Annotated in this window: 17 protein-coding genes and 1 pseudogene; 7 read left to right on the forward strand and 11 right to left on the reverse strand. The window is 63.5% G+C overall.

What is annotated here, in order from left to right:
- The 3 genes and pseudogenes from ACE04F_RS04305 to ACE04F_RS04315 all read right to left on the reverse strand — a co-directional run.
- A pseudogene (locus tag ACE04F_RS04305) lies at nt 1–148 on the reverse strand (sugar phosphate isomerase/epimerase); the annotation flags it as partial.
- A 45-nt stretch (nt 149–193) separates the two neighbouring features.
- A complete protein-coding gene (locus ACE04F_RS04310; protein WP_486105103.1) occupies nt 194–1363 on the reverse strand; it encodes a Gfo/Idh/MocA family protein in 1170 nt (389 codons plus the stop codon).
- 20 nt (nt 1364–1383) lie between these two features.
- Entirely contained in the window at nt 1384–2307 is a 924-nt protein-coding gene (locus tag ACE04F_RS04315) for a TIM barrel protein (RefSeq protein ID WP_486105105.1), read from the reverse strand.
- Between the two features lie 126 nt (nt 2308–2433).
- Here ACE04F_RS04315 and ACE04F_RS04320 point away from each other — a divergent pair, with 126 nt between their 5' ends.
- Nucleotides 2434–3489: a LacI family DNA-binding transcriptional regulator gene (locus ACE04F_RS04320; RefSeq protein ID WP_486105107.1), complete on the forward strand. Its 1056-nt coding sequence runs from the start codon at nt 2434–2436 to the stop codon at nt 3487–3489.
- Nucleotides 3490–3725: 236 nt separating this feature from the next.
- On the forward strand, nt 3726–4031 hold the full coding sequence (locus tag ACE04F_RS04325) for a DUF6482 family protein (RefSeq protein ID WP_486105109.1): 306 nt from the start codon (nt 3726–3728) through the stop codon (nt 4029–4031).
- A gap of 16 nt (nt 4032–4047) precedes the next feature.
- Here ACE04F_RS04325 and ACE04F_RS04330 read toward each other — a convergent pair whose 3' ends face one another.
- The 6 genes from ACE04F_RS04330 to ACE04F_RS04355 are packed head-to-tail and all read right to left on the reverse strand — an operon-like array spanning nt 4048 to nt 9013.
- A complete protein-coding gene (locus ACE04F_RS04330) occupies nt 4048–4539 on the reverse strand; it encodes a DUF2878 domain-containing protein (protein ID WP_486105111.1) in 492 nt (163 codons plus the stop codon).
- Nucleotides 4536–5804: a class I SAM-dependent methyltransferase gene (locus ACE04F_RS04335; RefSeq protein ID WP_486105113.1), complete on the reverse strand. Its 1269-nt coding sequence runs from the start codon at nt 5802–5804 to the stop codon at nt 4536–4538. The genes ACE04F_RS04330 and ACE04F_RS04335 overlap by 4 nt, the downstream gene beginning before the upstream one ends.
- Nucleotides 5776–6591 carry a DUF1365 domain-containing protein gene (locus ACE04F_RS04340; protein WP_486105115.1) on the reverse strand — a complete coding sequence of 272 codons (816 nt, stop codon included), beginning with the start codon at nt 6589–6591 and terminating at the stop codon, nt 5776–5778. The genes ACE04F_RS04335 and ACE04F_RS04340 overlap by 29 nt, the downstream gene beginning before the upstream one ends.
- Nucleotides 6588–7835 (reverse strand): NAD(P)/FAD-dependent oxidoreductase, encoded by a 1248-nt coding sequence (locus ACE04F_RS04345; protein WP_486105117.1) that lies wholly within the window; start codon nt 7833–7835, stop codon nt 6588–6590. The genes ACE04F_RS04340 and ACE04F_RS04345 overlap by 4 nt, the downstream gene beginning before the upstream one ends.
- A 3-nt stretch (nt 7836–7838) precedes the next feature.
- Nucleotides 7839–8594 (reverse strand): SDR family NAD(P)-dependent oxidoreductase, encoded by a 756-nt coding sequence (locus ACE04F_RS04350; protein WP_486105119.1) that lies wholly within the window; start codon nt 8592–8594, stop codon nt 7839–7841.
- Nucleotides 8591–9013: a nuclear transport factor 2 family protein gene (locus tag ACE04F_RS04355; protein ID WP_486105121.1), complete on the reverse strand. Its 423-nt coding sequence runs from the start codon at nt 9011–9013 to the stop codon at nt 8591–8593. Before ACE04F_RS04355 ends, ACE04F_RS04350 begins: the two co-directional genes overlap by 4 nt.
- Nucleotides 9014–9446: 433 nt before the next feature.
- Between ACE04F_RS04355 and ACE04F_RS04360 the strand changes: the two genes are divergently transcribed.
- The 5 genes from ACE04F_RS04360 (at nt 9447) to ACE04F_RS04380 (ending at nt 14176) form a co-directional block, all read left to right on the forward strand.
- A complete protein-coding gene (locus ACE04F_RS04360; RefSeq protein ID WP_486105123.1) occupies nt 9447–10751 on the forward strand; it encodes a flavin-containing monooxygenase in 1305 nt (434 codons plus the stop codon).
- A complete protein-coding gene (locus ACE04F_RS04365; RefSeq protein WP_003201555.1) occupies nt 10751–11161 on the forward strand; it encodes a RidA family protein in 411 nt (136 codons plus the stop codon). The genes ACE04F_RS04360 and ACE04F_RS04365 overlap by 1 nt, the downstream gene beginning before the upstream one ends.
- 10 nt (nt 11162–11171) lie before the next feature.
- Nucleotides 11172–11846, forward strand: a complete 675-nt coding sequence (locus ACE04F_RS04370) for a DUF1028 domain-containing protein (protein ID WP_486105126.1) — start codon at nt 11172–11174, stop codon at nt 11844–11846.
- Nucleotides 11839–13008, forward strand: coding sequence for an acetylornithine deacetylase (argE, locus tag ACE04F_RS04375; protein WP_486105128.1), 1170 nt, complete (start codon nt 11839–11841; stop codon nt 13006–13008). Before ACE04F_RS04370 ends, argE begins: the two co-directional genes overlap by 8 nt.
- Nucleotides 13009–13135: 127 nt before the next feature.
- On the forward strand, nt 13136–14176 hold the full coding sequence (locus ACE04F_RS04380; RefSeq protein ID WP_486105130.1) for an ABC transporter substrate-binding protein: 1041 nt from the start codon (nt 13136–13138) through the stop codon (nt 14174–14176).
- A gap of 187 nt (nt 14177–14363) precedes the next feature.
- On the opposite strand, the gene ACE04F_RS04385 is transcribed toward ACE04F_RS04380, so the two are convergent.
- Together ACE04F_RS04385 and ACE04F_RS04390 are read right to left on the reverse strand one after the other, a co-directional pair.
- Nucleotides 14364–15275: a LysR family transcriptional regulator gene (locus ACE04F_RS04385; RefSeq protein ID WP_486105132.1), complete on the reverse strand. Its 912-nt coding sequence runs from the start codon at nt 15273–15275 to the stop codon at nt 14364–14366.
- A gap of 203 nt (nt 15276–15478) precedes the next feature.
- Entirely contained in the window at nt 15479–16681 is a 1203-nt protein-coding gene (locus ACE04F_RS04390) for an NAD(P)/FAD-dependent oxidoreductase (RefSeq protein ID WP_486105134.1), read from the reverse strand.
- Between the last annotated feature and the right edge of the window lie 251 nt (nt 16682–16932).

The raw sequence follows: 16932 nt of genomic DNA on the forward strand, positions 1-16932 counted from the left end.
CCTTGTGAGCGCGTGGGCGGACCCACCATGGCAGGAAGTCCTCCCGTGGCGACAGCTCAAGGTACTCGAAGCCGAGCTCGGCGGTCTTGCGACACAGCTCCGGCAGGCTCAGGTGACGATGCATGTAGGGATCAAGGGCGATTTTCATTGTTGTTCTCCGTTAGGCGACACTGATTCTGCTGTGGTGAGGGAATCAATAGGCAACCCAGGCTGAATCCTGGTTGGCTGATTCCACGCAACGTTCGACCCAGCGCACGCCGTCCACGCCGGCGTTGATGTCGGGGTAGCGCAGGGCGGCCAGCCCCTCGGCATCGGCACGGTCGGCGGCGTCCATGGCCAGGGCGAAACGTCGATAAAGGTTGGACCAGGCCTCGAACAACCCTTCGGGATGGCCGCCGCCGATACGGTCATCCAGCAGGGCGTCGGGGTGCAGGTAGCCCATGCCGCGCTCCAGGGTTTGCACGGGTTGGCCCTGGACCTCGAAGCTGAGCTGGTTGGGGCGCTCGTCCCACCATTCCAGGCTCGCCCGCGAACCGATCACGCGAATCTTCTGGCCGTGCATGGAACCGGCATTGACCGCGCTCGACCAGACCATGCCCATGGCGCCGCCTTCGTATTCCATCAAGGTGTAGGCGTAGTCTTCCAGCGGCGCGCGGCTGGCGACGAAGCTTTGCCGGCTGCACATCAGACGCTTGATCCTGAGCTCGGGCAGCAGCACTTTCGCCAGGTATAGAGGATGAGTGCCGACGTCCCCCAGCACATAGCTGGGGCCGGCCTGGCGCGGGTCGACGCGCCACTGGGTCGCCGGGTTCTGCGCCTCCACCGGTGCGCTGTGAAAACCGTGGGCGAACTGCATGTGCACCAGGCGAATCTCACCCAGCTCCCGTGCGGCGATCAGCGCCCGGGCCTGTTCGATCAGCTGGTGCCCGGCGTAGCCATAGGTGAGGCCGACGATGCGTCCTTTGGATCGCGCCAGGGTTCGCAACGCTTCGGCCTCTTCCAGGGTAAAGCACAGCGGTTTCTCGCAGACCACATGCAAACCGGCTTCAAGCGCGGCGCGGGTGATGGCGTAATGCGTGCCGTTGGGTGTGGCGATCGATACCGCCTGGATGCCATCGGGCCGTTGCGCCTCCAGTTCGAACAGGCTCAAGTAATCGGCGTAGCAGCGCGCTGAATCGATGCCCAACTGTTCGCCAAACGCCCGGCCACGGTCGGGGTCGATGTCCAGCGCGGCGGCAACCAGCTCGAAGTGGCGGTCGCGCAGGGCGGCCGAGCGGTGGATGTAGCCGATCTGGCTGTGTTCGCCGCCGCCGACCATGGCCCAGCGGATAGGTCGGGCAAGGGTATTGCTGCCGTTGATCATAAGAGAAGTCCTTGTGCGGATCAGAAACCGATGTTGGCGAGGTAGGCGCGGCTGGCTGCCACGTCGTCAAGGCTGGCCGCGGCGTTGCGCGGGTCGCGTTCCTGTTCGACGGTGATGCAGCCGTGGTAACCCAGCTCTTGCACCAGGCTGTGCAACGCCGGGTAATCGATGACGCCACGCCCGATGGGGCACATCACGCCTCGGGCGCAGGCGTCGAAGAAGCGGATGTGTTCGTTCAGCACCTGATCGAAAACCGTCGGGTCGATATCCTTGAAGTGCAGGTAGTCCAGGCGCTGGGCGTAGGTGCGCAGCGATGCGACTGGGTCCATCCCGGCGTAATAGAGATGACCGGTGTCCAGGCACAGCCCGGCGGTTTCGTGGGGAATGTCGTCCACCAGCCGCGCCAGTTCGTCGGCAAATTCGATATGGCCGCCAGCGTGAGGATGGATGACGGCACGGATGCCGTAGCTGTGCCAGGCGATCTCGGCGATGGCGCGAATGTGCGTCATCATTGCGCTCCAGCGCGCATCGTCCAGGCGGGGCGCGCGGTCCGAGTGGCCGGCGGCGTAGTCGCGCGCGTCGTGGCCCCAATCGATGATCACCAGGTAGGGACCGGCAAAGCGCTGGCCTGCTTGCTGCTTCATGCGCGGCAGCTGTTGGAGTAGCGCGCAGGTGTCGTGGGTCTGGCGCAGCAGTTCGGACAGGTTGGCCGGGTTCACCAAGTCATCGAAAATTGTGCCCGCGACCACTTGCAGGCGATTCCTGGACAGGGCCGGTTCGAGAGTGCCGGCGTCCAGCGGCAGAAACCCATACGGCCCAAGCTCGATTCCCCGATAACCGGCCTCGGCGGCCTCGTCGAGCACGCGCTGCCAGGGCGGCAGGAACGGGTTGTGGATGTCGTCGACGCCCCAGCAGCAAGGCGCGGTGCAGATGTGGATCGTCATGGAGCACTCCGGCGATATTGTTTTTATAGGCTTGTCCTGATGCTATTGGGTTGCCGGAAAGGCGGCCATGGGAGCGTGGCCTAATCTGTCAAAACCCCTCATGATGCCGGGTAGAGGTGTCAAGACATGTCAGAAAATTCACGGCGTAAATTGCGTCCCACCATGGCCGATGTCGCGCGCGAAGCCGGGGTCAGCCTGTCTACCGTCGACCGGGTGCTGAACTTGCGTGCCGATGTGCGGGCCGATACCGCCCAACGCATCGCCACCGCCGCCGCACGACTGGGCTTCCACGCAAAGGGCGTGATCGAGCAGCGTGTGCTCAACGACCGTCCCACGTTGCGTCTGGGGTTCTTATTGCAAAAAAGCGGCGTGCCCTTTTACCAGGGGCTGGCTCATGCGCTGTCAAACGCCGCCGCGACTTGCTCCCGCGCGCGGATTCGCGTGGTCATCGGTTATCTCGACGATCTCGACCCGGTCAACGTGGCGCAACGCATCCTGGCGCTGCGCGATCAGGTGGACGGCCTGGGCGTGGTGGCAGTCGATCATCCACGGGTGCGCAAGGCCGTTGGCCTGCTGCGCGAGACGGGCATTGCGGTGGTTGCGCTGCTGTCGGAACTGTCGAGTACCGCCGGCACCGGTTATGCCGGTCTCGACAACCGCCTCACGGGCCGTACGGCGGGCTGGTTCATCAGCCGCCTCGCCGGGCAGCCCGGGCCGGCGGTGGTCATGCTCAGCAGCCAGCGCTTTCAATGCCAGGAACTCTGCGAACTGAGCTTTCGCAGCTATCTGGCGGAACATTCCAGCGACTGGGAGCTGCTGGCCTCGCGCCTGACCCTGGAAGACGATGAATTCGCCTATGGCAACACCCTCGATTTGCTCACGGCCGAGCCCGATCTGGCGGGGCTTTATGTGGCGGGCGGCGGCATTGCCGGAGTGCTGCGGGCTTTGCGCAGCTTCCAGGCACAACAACAGCGCCTGCCCGTCGTGGTGTGTCATGACCTCACGCCGCTCATGCGCGAAGCGTTGAAAACCGGCTTGGTCCAGGCAGTGTTGTCCCACCCGGTGGTGATGCTGGCCGAACAGGCTGTCGATGCCTTGGCCGAGGCCGCAGCGACAGCGCCGACAGGGCCGGTGACCAGAAGAGTGGTTCCGCTTCAAGTTGATGTGCAAGAAAGCGTTTAGCGAAGCGTCCTACAATTTTTATACAGAATCTGTACAAGATGTGCATTTTGTACAATTATCGGAGACCTCTAAGAATCCGGAAATTCGTCGATGCACCGCTTTTTCGCAGCCGACAGAGGCCTGCTCGCTATCGTCAGTCTCGTCCTCGCGTTGTTTTGGCTTGATCGTACCCGTCAACCCGAACTGCGCCAGCGTTTGCTCCGGCTTGATCCAACCCGCAACAAGAGCAGTACCCCATGACTCTCAAGGAGTTGGTCGCGCTGGCTGTTGAGGGACGGGTCGCCGGGCTGGAACTGTTGTCCCTGGAGGGCGGGATCTATCTGCTGCGAGCGCGGCTGGATCGAGATACACGCACATTGCTCGATGAGTCAGGGCGTACGTTGCGTGTGCGCTCCACCACCCATTTGCGCGAGCTGCTGCGTGACGTTCCGCGCTTGCCTTGCATGCTGGTGCAGCAGGTCGTCCACGATGAAATGTGCGGCCAGCGTGAAGAGCCGATCGCGCCGTTACGCTTGCCGATTTTCCTCGATGAGCCTTGGTAGAAACCGCCGCACCGGATCAGCGCGGGTCGGCCAGACGCACGGCCAATGGCAGCCACAGCGCCCATAACGGTGCCAGGATCAACGCGGTGCCGGTTACGCCCAGCGGCAGCGTCACGCCAGCCAGCGGAGCGCCGGCGCAATAGGCGAGAGGGCCACCGAACATGCCCGCCAGGGCGCCACGCCATACGGGACTGCCTGCCCAGGCCAGGCTATGGCGTAAACCCGTGGCGAAGACCAGCCAGAGCAGGGCCAGCCACAAGGGCAAGGGATTCTCGCTGAATCCGAACAGGCCCAGGGCGCCGAGGCTCCAGTCCAGCAGCATCCCGCTCGCCCCGACACGCAACAGCGCCTGGCACTCGCTTTTCGGGTCGGGACACAACCCCAGGTGGACGCCTAACCCGGCCAGCACCGCCAGCAGCCATGCGGGCTGTTGCGCACCCAATACACAGCCCCACCAGCCCAATTGCAGCCAGAGCGCATTGCCTATCAGCCAGCTGCGGATCTTCATCCTTGGAGGTGTTCCTGCAAGGGCACCGGGCGCGCCGCTGGCGCAGCGAACAGCAGTTGCGCGACACCGATCGCACGCTCCTGGAATCCGCCTTCGCAGTAGCACAGGTAGAACTCCCACAGGCGCTGGAACGTCTCGTCATAACCCAGCTCCAGCAAGGCCTGGCGCGATTGCCGGAAGTTATCGTGCCAGTGACGGAGCGTGCGCGCGTAGTGCTCGCCGAAGTCCTCCAGATGCAACAGGTTGAGCGGCGTCTGGGTGCTCGCGGTCTGCAGCAGGATCGACAGCGAGGGCAACGCGCCGCCTGGGAAGATGTGGCGCTGGATGAAATCCACCGAGCGGCGGGCCTGCTCGTAACGCTGGTCGCGGATGGTGATGGCTTGCAACAGCATCAACCCGTCGTCCTTGAGCAGCGCGGCGCAGCAGCGGAAGTATTCGGGCAGGTAGCGATGGCCGACCGCTTCGATCATTTCGATCGACACCAGTTTGTCGAAGCGTCCCTCCAGGTCGCGGTAGTCCTTGCGTAGCACTTCGATGCGCTGTTGCAGGCCGAGCGCCTCGACACGCTGGCATGTGTGCGCGTATTGCTCCTCGGAAAGCGTGGTGGTGGTGACCCGGCAGCCGTAGTGGGTGGCGGCATGGATGGCCAGGCTGCCCCAACCGGTGCCGATCTCCAGCAAATGGTCGCCCGGGCGCAGGTCGAGCTTGCGGCAGATGCGCTGGAGTTTATTGATCTGCGCCTGTTCGAGGCTCTGTTCGGGGTTTTCGAACATGGCCGCCGAATACATCATGGTCGGGTCCAGCAAGCGTTCGAACAGGCTGTTGCCCAGGTCGTAGTGGGCCATGATGTTGCGCCGCGAGCCTTTGCGGCTGTTGCGGTTGAGCCAGTGCAACCCGCGCAGCAACGGCCGCCCCAGGCGAGCGAGGCCGCTGTCCAGCGCGTCGAGCACGCTGAGATTGGCGACGAACAGGCGGGTGACGGAAGTCAAGTCATTGCTGCGCCAGTAACCCTGAATGTAAGCCTCGCCGGCACCGATCGAACCGTTGCCAGCGACCATGCCCCAAACGGCATTGTCGAGTATCTCGATGTCGGCCACCAATGGGCTGGTCGCGTCGCCGAAGCTCAGCGGCTCGCCCTCCAGCATCAGGCGCAGGTGGCCATGACGCAAACGGCGCAGTTGCGCGAGTACGGCCTGTTTGAACAGACCGCCGCTCAATGGGCAGATACCGCTGGCCTTAGTGACGCTCAGGGTGGGTTCGGACATCGTCAGGATCCTCATGGACAGGTTCGCCGACACTCAGGTCGCCGTGGCTGGCCTGGTGGTCGTGCACGGGCGTGCGTTTGAAAAGCAGGCGCAGCGCCTGCCAGTAAATGGCGCTTACGGTGCGCAGGCTCATCCATGGGAAGGCCAGGAAATAACGACGCAATGCCGGTGCGTCCAGGGGCGCACGGTGCAGCGCCAAGTCGGCCTCGAACACCTTCTGACCAGCACGCCAGTTCTCCATGCGTACGCGGATGCGGGTGTCCTGGATCAAGAAGCGCATGCGGTAATCCATGTCCCGTGGCAGGAACGGCGAGACGTGGAATGCCTTGGCGACCTGGAACGCATGGGGCTCGCCGGGGCTTGCCGGCAACACATAATGGTGGCGCTCGCGCCAGGGGGTGTTGCGCACTTCGCAGAGAATCGCCGCCAGGCGTCCGTCGGCTTCGTGGCAGAAATAGAAGCTCACCGGGTTGAACGACAGGCCCCAGCTGCGCGGTTGGGTCAGCAGGTGGATTGCGCCTTGGGGAGCTGATCCCAGAGCCTGCTCGACGATCGTCCGCACCGCTTGGATCAGCGGAATACCTTCACCGGTCAGGGCCGGCAGGTAATCACGTTCTCGCCAGCACAACGGGGCCATGCGCCACTGGCGCAGCAAACGCGACAGGCCGAGCACCTGTTCCTGCTCGGCGAGGTCCAGGTAAAGCATGCCGATCGGGTAGCGAAACGCGTGCACCCGTGGCGTCTGGCGCCGGTGGCCGATCCAGCCGTGACACAGGCTGCTATTCAAAGCGTTTCTCCGAAATGCCGCGCCACGGCAAGCGCGCTGACCACGCCATCCTCATGAAAACCGTTGCCCCAGTAGGCCCCGCAGAAATAGCTGTGCTGGCGTCCTTGCAGATCGCCCTGGCGTGCCTGTGCGCCTACGCCGGCAAGGCTGTATTGGGGATGGGCGTAGTCGAAGCGCGCGAGTACCTGGGCCGGGTCCACCGACTCGCTTTGGTTGAGGCTCACGCAAAACGTCACGGGGGCATCCAGGCCCTGGAGAATGTTCATGTTGTAGGTCAGTGCGGCCGGCGCCTCGGGCGGGCCGCCAAGCCGGTAGTTCCAGCTCGCCCAGGCCTTTTGGCGCTGCGGCAACAGGCGGGTATCGGTATGCAGCAGCACCTCGTTGCGGGCGTAGGCCAGCGCACCGAGCACCTCGGCTTCAGCGACGCTGGGCGTTTCCAGCAAAGCCAGCGCCTGGTCGCTGTGGCAGGCAAATACCACCTTGTCGAACCGCTCGCTACCACGATGACTGTGCACGGTGACGCCATCGGCGTCGCGGCTTACCCGGCGCACCGCGCAATTGAGGTGAATGTGCTCGCGAAAACCCGCGCACAACGGCTCGATATAGCCGCGCGAGCCGCCTTCGATCACCCGCCATTGCGGACGCTGATTAACCGACAGCAGGCCGTGGTTGTGACAGAAGCGCAGGAAAAACTGCAGTGGGAACTCCATCATTCCAGCCGGTGACATCGACCAGATCGCCGATCCCATGGGCACGATGTATTGCTCGATGAAACGTCGGCCATAACCTTGTGCGTGCAGGTAATCTCCCAGCCGCGTCGAGGCATCGATGCGCTGCGCCAGCAGGTCTGCGGTCGCCTGGCGGTTGAACCGGAGAATGTCCAGGAGCATGCCCCAGAACCCCGGCGACAGCAGGTTGCGTCGCCTGGCGAACAGGCTGCTCAGGGTATGGCCCTTGTATTCCTGGCCGCTCGCCGGGTGATGCACCGAAAAGCTCATTTCCGTCGGGCGTGAAGCCACGCCCAACTGGTCCATCAGGCGAATGAAATTGGGGTAAGTCCAGTCGTTGTACACGATAAAACCGGTGTCGACGCCGTAGCGCTGTCCCGCCCATTCGACATCCACCGTATGGGTGTGCCCGCCGATCCGGTTGTCGGCTTCGAACAGGCTGACCTGATGCTGGCGAGACAACAGATAGGCGCAGGTGAGACCCGAAATACCGCTGCCGATGATTGCGATGCGCATGCTTCAAGCCTCCCCGGATTTGCGCGCCAGGCGCCGGCCGAGCGCCAGCCGCCAGCGTGCGGGCAGGTGCCCGAGCAGACGCATGACCACAATGAACAGCCCCGGAAACGCGATTTCCAGAGGGCGGGCAGGCAGTCGCCGTGCGATGTGCCGGGCCGCGCGTTCGGCCGGCCAGCACATGGGCATCGGAAAGTCATTGCGCCGGGTCAGTGGCGTATCGACGAATCCGGGGCTCACCAGCGTGACGTCGATGCCTTCGGCGGCCAGGTCGATCCGTAACGATTCGAACAAGTAACGCAGGGCGGCCTTGGACGCGCCGTAGGCACCGGCGCGCGGCAGGGCCAGCCAGGTCACCGCGCTGCACACCGCGACCAGATGCGGGTTCTGGCCTCGACGCAACAAAGGCAGGGCGGCTTCCAGGCAGTGGCAGATGCCCAGCAGATTGGTATTGAGTACCCGTTCCACCAGGCGTGCGTCGAAGTGCCCCGGCTCCAGGTATTCGCACGTGCCGGCGTTGAGAATCACCTGATCGAGGGAGCCCCATTCGCGGTTGATGTGCTGGATGATCGCGACTACCTGATCCCGGTCGGTCAAGTCACCCGGAAGCACCAGGACCTGATCCTGATAACGCTCGGCCAATGCTTGCAGCGGGCCGGCTTGCCGCGCGCTCAACGCCAGCCGGTGACCTTGTTCAAGCAACACCTTCGCCAGTTCGGCGCCGATGCCGCTGCTTGCGCCGGTCAGCCAGATGCGGCTCATGCCAGCCTCCGCTTCAGCCAGCGAATGAGTGGCCCGAACACCGGCAAGTGCTCGTAGAGCAGGGCGCCGGCGTCAAAGAAGTCCCGGTGCAGATAGACCCGGTCGTTCCAGCGCAGGTAGCTGCAGCCGGGCAATTCGACTGGCGCTCCGCCGTTCAAACGTGGATGACGAAAACGCAGCGTCCAGCGCAGATAACCAGCGCCGGGAGCGGTTTCATCGTAACCGTGGAAGTCGTAGTGCAGCTCGCTGGCATTGGCGTAGAGCTGTGCGAAATACTCGCGCAGGGCGGGCAGGCCTTCGATCCGATGCAACGGATCCTGGAACACGACGCCGGCGCTGTAGAGCCGGTCGAGCTGGTCCAGGCGGCTGGCGTCCAGATCGGCGAAGACGTGGGCGAAACCCTTGAGGAAGGCGGACATGTCAGGCTCCGAAAGTTGTACATAATGTTTTTTATGTACAAGTTTTCGGAGCGTACTGCATGAGTTGTACGAGTTAAAGCGTTTTGTATAAGTATTTTACGTTTTTGTACAATTTGAGATCAGGCGTGGCTGGATACCCGGCCATTTCAACGCCAACCCACGAAATCTTGAGCTCAAGGCGTTTCCGGCTCGACCGGTCTGAATGCACCGTTAAAGCGCGTTTATCTGCCCGTTTTTGTCCGCGCCGCGCTTGCTTGGCGCAGTCCTTGGCCTGCCAGTTTTTTCCTTCCCAGCCGCAATAAAAAGCCTCGTTTCGCAAATCCCCGCCTGCCAACACAATCGCCTCGACAGCTCGTTTCGAACAACAAGAAATCAGAACCCGAGGCGGCGCCATGCCGACCTGAACCAGACCCTCTGCCGGAAGTGCCCAGACATGCCCGTTGAAACCCTACGTATCGATACGCTTGTAATAGGCGCCGGCCAGGCCGGTGTCGCCATGAGTGAACATTTGAGCCGCCAAGGCGTGCCGCATCTGGTGGTGGAGCGCAATCGCATTGCCGAAGCCTGGCGCACGGCACGCTGGGATTCGCTGGTTGCCAATGGCCCGGCCTGGCATGACCGTTTTCCAGGGCTGGAATTCGACGGGCTCGATCCGGACGCCTTTGCTTCCAAGGACCAGGTGGCCGAGTACTTCGAAGCCTACGCGCGCAAATTCGATGCACCGATCCGCACCGGGGTGGAGGTGCGCAGCGTCGAGCGCAATGCCGGTCGCCCGGGCTTCACCATTAAAACGTCGGACGGCCGAATCGAGGCTATCAACGTGGTGGTCGCCACCGGGCCATTTCAGCGGCCGGTCATCCCGCCCATCGCGCCTGACATGGCTACGGTGACGCAGATTCATTCGGCGCAATATCGCAACCCCGCGCAGTTGGCCGAAGGCGCCGTGCTGGTGGTCGGCGCCGGGTCGTCGGGGGTGCAGATCGCCGATGAATTGCAGCGCGCCGGCAAGCGGGTCTACCTCTCGGTGGGCGCCCATGATCGCCCGCCGCGGGCCTATCGCAACCGCGATTTCTGCTGGTGGCTGGGGGTGCTGGGCGAGTGGGATGCCGAAGCGGTCAAGCCGGGCAAGGAGCACGTGACCATCGCCGTCAGTGGCGCGCGGGGCGGGCACACCGTGGATTTCCGGCGGCTGGCCCATGAGGGCATCACGCTGGTGGGGCTGACCCGGGCGTTCAACGGCAGCACGGTAAGTTTTGAACTCAACCTGAATGAAAACATTGCCCGTGGCGATGAAAATTACTTGGCGTTGCTTGACGCCGCCGATGCCTACATCGAGCGCAACGGCCTGGACCTGCCGCCCGAGCCCGAGGCACGTAGGCTGTTGCCCGACCCCGAATGCATGACCCAGCCGATCCTGGAACTGGATCTGCTCGAGGCGGGCATCAGCACCATCATCTGGGCCACCGGGTATTCGGTGGATTACAGCTGGCTGAAGGTCGATGCGTTCAAAGCCGACGGCAAACCACGGCATCAGCGCGGGGTCTGCAGCGAGCCGGGCCTCTATTTTGTCGGCCTGCCGTGGCTGTCGCGGCGGGGCTCGGCGTTCATCTGGGGCGTGTGGCACGACGCCCGGCACATCAGCGAGCACATCATCAAGCAGCGCACGTATCTCGACTACCGGGATGCCTCCCAGCGCCAGTCGCAACCTTCGAAAACCAGCCTCATGGGAGTCCGTTGATGCCTACTCATACTCGCATCCGCATGTTCAACACCAAAGACACCTATCCGAACCAGACGCTGGACAACGACCTGTGCCAGGCGGTTCGCGCCGGCAATACCGTGTACGTGCGCGGTCAGGTCGGCACTGACTTCAACGGCCAACTGGTGGGCCTCGGCGATCCACGGGCCCAGGCCGAACAGGCCATGCGCAACGTCAAGCAACTGCTGGAGGAAGCCGGCAGCGACCTGAGCCATATCGTCAAGACCACCACCTACCTGATCGACCCACGCTACCGCGAGCCGGTGTACCAGGAGGTCGGCAAATGGCTCAAGGGCGTGTTCCCGATTTCCACCGGGCTGGTGGTCAGCGCCCTCGGCCAGCCGCAGTGGCTGATGGAAATCGACGTGATTGCGGTCATTCCCGAATAAGGAGCACGACATGACGTTTTCCATCGTCGGACGCTGCGCCGAGACCGGCCAGCTGGGCATCGCCATCAGTTCATCGAGCATCGCCGTCGGCGCCCGTTGCCCCTGGCTGCGGGCGGGTGCCGGTGCCGTGTCGAGCCAGAACATCACCTTGCCGGCCCTGGGGCCGCTGATTCTTGATGAACTGGCCGCCGGCCAGACGGCGCAAGAGGCGCTGGATCACGCCTTGGCGCGTAACGGCTATAGCGAATATCGCCAGGTCGCGGTGGTGGATGCCCAGGGACGTACGGCGGTCTTCAGCGGTCGCCACGCCTTGGGCATCCACGGCGCCCAGCCAGGTGAACAGTGTGTGGCGGCCGGCAACCTGTTGGCAGGGGACGGAGTCATCGCGGCCATGGTCGCGGCGTTCGAGCAGGGCGAGGGCAGTCTCGCGTCACGCCTGCTTGGGGCATTGCAGGCTGGGCAGGCCGCAGGTGGAGAGGCCGGTGCGGTGCATTCGGCAGCGCTGTCGGTGGTGGACGACCTGACCTGGCCCATCGTCGATCTGCGGGTGGACTGGGCCGACGAAAATCCCATCGGCGAACTGGAAAAACTCTGGCTCGCCTATCAACCGCAACTGCAGGACTACCTGACCCGTGCACTCAACCCGACCCTGGCACCAAGCTACGGGGTGCCGGGCGATGAGTGAGTTGCGCAGTCGCGCGCTGCTCGCCGAGCTGGTGGGCTTTGCCACGGTCAGTCGTGATTCGAACCTGGCGCTGATCGAGTTCGTGGGCGATTACCTGCAAGGCTTGGGCGTGAACAGCGAGTTGATCTACAACGCCGAGCGCACCAAGGCCAACCTGTTGGCGAGCATCGGCCCGTCGGTGCCTGGCGGGGTGGTGTTGTCCGGGCATACCGACGTGGTGCCGGTGGATGGCCAGGCCTGGACGGTTGATCCGTTCTGCCTGAGCGAGATGGACGGCAAGCTGTTCGGGCGTGGTACGGCGGACATGAAAGGCTACCTGGCCTCGGTGCTGGCAGCGGTGCCGACATTCCTGGCCAGCCCGCTCAGGCGCCCGCTGCACCTGGCGTTTTCCTATGACGAAGAAGTCGGTTGCCTGGGCGTGCGCAGTCTGCTGGAGGTGCTGCCGCAACGCATCCCGCAACCGGCCTTGTGCCTGATCGGTGAGCCCACCGAGCTGCAGCCGGTGCTCGGTCATAAAGGCAAACTGGCGATGCGTTGCCACGTCCGAGGCGCACCGTGTCACTCGGCCTACGCGCCCTATGGAGTCAACGCCATCGAGCAGGCGGCGCGCCTGATCGGTCGCCTGGGCGAGATCGGTGCCGAGCTGGCCGAACCGTCGCGACACGACGGGCGCTTTGATCCGGCGTACTCGACCGTGCAGGTCGGCATGATCCAGGGCGGAACCGCATTGAACATCGTTCCGGCCGACTGCCGCTTCGATTTCGAGGTGCGCGCCTTGCCGGATTTCGCCCCGCAGGGGGTGGTCGAGAAATTGCAGGATTACGCCGAACAGGCGCTGCTGCCGAGGATGAGCGCGGTTAGCGCCGACACCGCGATTCGTTTCGAACACCTGTCCGCCTACCCGGGCCTGGCGACTGCGCCGGACAGCGAAGCCGCGCGTCTCATAGCCCGGCTGTGTGGCAGCGACGCGTTCGGCACCGTGGCGTTCGGCACCGAAGGTGGGCTGTTTGATCAGGCCGGTATCCCGACGGTGGTTTGCGGGCCCGGCAGCATGGACCAGGGGCACAAGCCCGACGAATACGTGAGCGTTGAGCAAATGGCTGCCTGCGACCGATTGATGGACCGCCTGGCGAAGCATTTGAGCGAACCCGATGGCCTGTGACCGAGAAAAGGAGTCCAGGATGAATGATTTTGCTACCGCTGTAGACCGCACCGCCCGCGCTTACGGTCACCTCTGAGCCCCGTCGCCGGCTCGTGCGGGCGAGCCGGCATTTTCGAGGAACCCCTTCATGTCCATATCCTTGCGTTGCAACATTGCGTGTGCCCTGGCGTTGCTGAGCAGCAGCGTCCTGGCCGCGCCAACAAGCCTGACCGTGATCTCATTCGGCGGCGCCACCAAGTTGGCCCAGGACAAGGCCTACTTCCAACCTTTCAACGCCAGCGGTGCAGGAAACATCGTCGCCGGCGAATACAACGGCGAGTTGTCGAAGATCAAGGCCATGGTCGCGGCCGGCCACACCAGTTGGGATGTGGTCGAGGTGGAAAGCCCCGAGCTGCTGCGCGGGTGTGAGGAAGGTCTGTTCGAAAAACTCGACCCGGCGGCGACCGGAAACGCTGCGGATTTTGTTCCGGGTGCGCTGACCGAATGCGGCGTGGCGACGTATGTCTGGTCGATGGTCCTGGCCTATGACCAGAGCAAGCTCGCCAAGGCGCCGCGATCCTGGGCGGACTTCTGGAACGTGAGCGAATATCCGGGCAAACGCGGACTGCGCAAGGGCGCCAAGTACACCCTGGAAATCGCCTTGCTGGCGGATGGCGTCAAGACCGAGGACCTGTACAAGGTGTTGAACACGCCGGAAGGGGTAACTCGGGCTTTCGCCAAGCTCGACCAGATCAAGCCGAACATCCAGTGGTGGGAGGCCGGTGCGCAGCCGGCGCAATGGTTGGTGGCCGGGGACGTTGCCATGAGCGCCGCCTACAACGGGCGCGTCGCCTCGGCACAGAAGGAAGGCATGAAACTGAGCATCGTCTGGCCGCAAAGCCTGTATGACCCAGAATACTGGGCGGTGGTCAAAGGTACGCCGAACAAGGCCCTGGCCGAGAAATTCATAGCCTTTGCCAGCCAACCGCAGACGCAGAAAGTCTTCTCGGAAAACATTCCCTATGGACCGGTGCATCGCCAGACGCTGGCCTTGCTGCCCGCCGAAATACGCGAGCAATTGCCCACCGCCGAGGCCAACCTGGCGCAAGCGCGAGCGGTGGATGCCGAGTTCTGGGTGGACCATGGTGAAGAGCTGGAGCAGCGCTTCAATGCCTGGGCGGCTCGCTAGGCACTGAAACCCTTGGCGAATCGCTCTTGTGGCGAGGGAGCTTGCTCCCGCTGGGGTGCGCAGCAGCCCCTTTGTTTGAGCCTGCGGTGTAACAGGTGGACCCTGTCAGGCTTTTTTGGGGCTGCTTCGCAGCCCAGCGGGAGCAAGCTCCCTCGCCACGGGGGAGTGGCTGGGTCGCAAGGGTGACCTACGCCAGCCATTCGCCGAACTGCTCCTTGCAATAATCCACGAACAGCTGCGCCGGCTTGGTCAAGTGCGCGCGCTTGAGCCAGCCGGCCACCAGCGCTGATCCCGTCACGTCCTCGGCAATGTCGACGCACACCACTCGCTGCCCGTCGTAGGTGCAGCTCGATTGCGGCCGCGTGACCAGCACGGCGAAGCCGAATCCCTGGCCGACCATGCCGCGCACCATCTCGATGGAGGGCGAACTGAAAACGATGTTCGGCGTCAGGCCCAATTCCTCGAAGATACTGACGAAATAGGTCCGGCTGGGCTGCACGTCCAACAGGATCATCGGCTCGAGCGCGAGATCCCGCAATGACACCTGACCCTGATCGGCGAAGCGATGCCCCTCCGGCAGCAACGCATAGGGCCGCTGCGGCGCGGTGAGCGCTTCGGTCTCGATGGTGCTGTCGAGATCGTGCTCATAAAAAATCGCCAGGTCGAAACGTCCCCCCGTCAAGCCCTGGACCAGTTCCTGTTGCTCGCCGTCCTGCACGCGGATTTCCACCCCGGGAAAACGCTCCCGGAACCCGGCGATCAGCCGTGGCAAATAGAGCGGGGCGACAGTCTCGAAGCAGCCAATGTCGATCTGCCCGCTGACCACATCGTTGTCTGCCAGCGCGTTCTGCTCGAACTCCCGGGCCATGCGCAGCAGTTCCTGGGCCTTGCGATAGAAACGTGCCCCGGCGGGCGTCAACGAGACGCCCTGGGCGTGATGGCGGATCAGCAACTGCACGCCGAAACTGTCCTCCAGGCCTTTTACCGCCGTGGCAATCGATGGCTGGGCGATGTACAGCTTGCGCGAGGCTTCGGCGACGCTGCCGCATTCCACGGTGGTCACGAAGTACTTCAACTGACGCAGGGAGTAGGACGCCACGACACACCTCGATCCGGATTTTTGCCTACCTTACCGTGTGTCGCTCATGCAGGGCGATGGACGTTGCAACGGATTTTGCTGGGCAGTGGCGATATCCAGGCTGGTTTGTCGCGTGGGCAGAAAAAACGCCCGCCAAAAGGACCCTGGCGGACGTCTGGGAAAGACCGGCACAGAAGGAGGACTGACTGGGTTGGGCGCGTGAGTCAGGCTACCGGAATCAGCGGATCGGCCGCGGCCAACGCGGTGGCCCGATCGGCAGCGGGCGGGTAGATCCACACTGAGTTGATCTGGGTCTTGAGCTCCTTGGCTTCCTCGCCGACCAATTTGAGCTGGCGGTCCCAGCCTTCGGTGTACACCGCGCCCCAGGCGCCCAAGTCCAGGCACGTCACGTACTTGGGCTGGCTGTAGGTCATCGGCGCGACGCCGAGCAGGTCGGCGGCAACGTTGTTGCCGGCGTAGCGACCCAGGGCGATGGCATGCTGGCAGGACATGACCGCGTAGTTGCCCAAGTCGTCGGTGGCGGCATAGGCCACGTCGCCGCTGGCGTAGATATCGTTCTGCCCGAGCACCTTCAAATGCCCGTCGACATGCAGCCGGCCCTGGCGGTCGCGGGTTGCGGGCACCTGCTCGGTGAGGGGACTCGCGCGAAAGCCTACGGTCCAGATGACGGTGTTGGACTCGATGCGCTGGCCATCCGAGAGGGTGACGCCGCCGGCATCCACCGATTCGACCGAGGCATTGAGAACCCACTCGATGCCCAGGTGCTCGGACGCTTCGATGATCGAAGGGCTGATTCCTTCACCCAGTGCCGCACCGATTTTGTGCCCGCGGTCGACCACGATCACGCGGACATTGGCATCGCTGCCAAGGACGGCGCGCAGGCGGGCGGGCATTTCGGTGGCGGTTTCGATGCCGGTGAAGCCACCGCCGGCGACGACGACAGTATTGCGTGCGGGACTGTCCGGCAGGTTCCCAAGCGAACTGATATGGGCTTCGAGGCGCGTTGCCTGCTCGATCTCATCGACGTCGAACGCATGCTCAAGCATGCCTTGCAGGTCGGGGCGAACCAATTTGCTGCCCGCTGCCAGTACCAGTCGGTCGTAGCCCAGTGTCGCGAGGCTGCCGGACACGCCGCGGTAGCTGATTTGCTTGCGGCTGACATCAATGTTCTCGGCCACGCCCTGGACGAAGTTCACGCCGACCGCATCGAACAGCGCGCCCAACGGCGCCATCATGGTATGGACGTTCGGCTCGTAGAAACGCGGGCGGATACGCAGTTCCGCCTGGGGGGCCAGGACGCTGATCTGTACGTCGTTGCGATCATGCTGGTCGAGCAGGCGGGCGGCGCCGAGTGCGCTCCATATGCCGCCGAAACCGGCGCCGACAATCAAGATGTGCTGTTTCATGATGAGCTCCCGAAGACGAAAATCGATACGTTGAATTGTTTGAGGTTTCAGCGTGACCGTGTTGCGAGGTACCCGAAGGTGTGGGGCCTGATAGTTAGAATCATCGGCCACATTCAGCTTCGGTTCGCTAGGGGAGAGGTTAAGGCGTGGCTCTGTGTATGACACTTCTACACAAGGTCAGTCGGGGTATGCATGGGTGTGAGGGGGGCATACGGAAGTATTAGAGGTCTGCGTGTATTCAGTGCTGCGGT

Source organism: Pseudomonas sp. AGC41 (assembly GCF_057334555.1).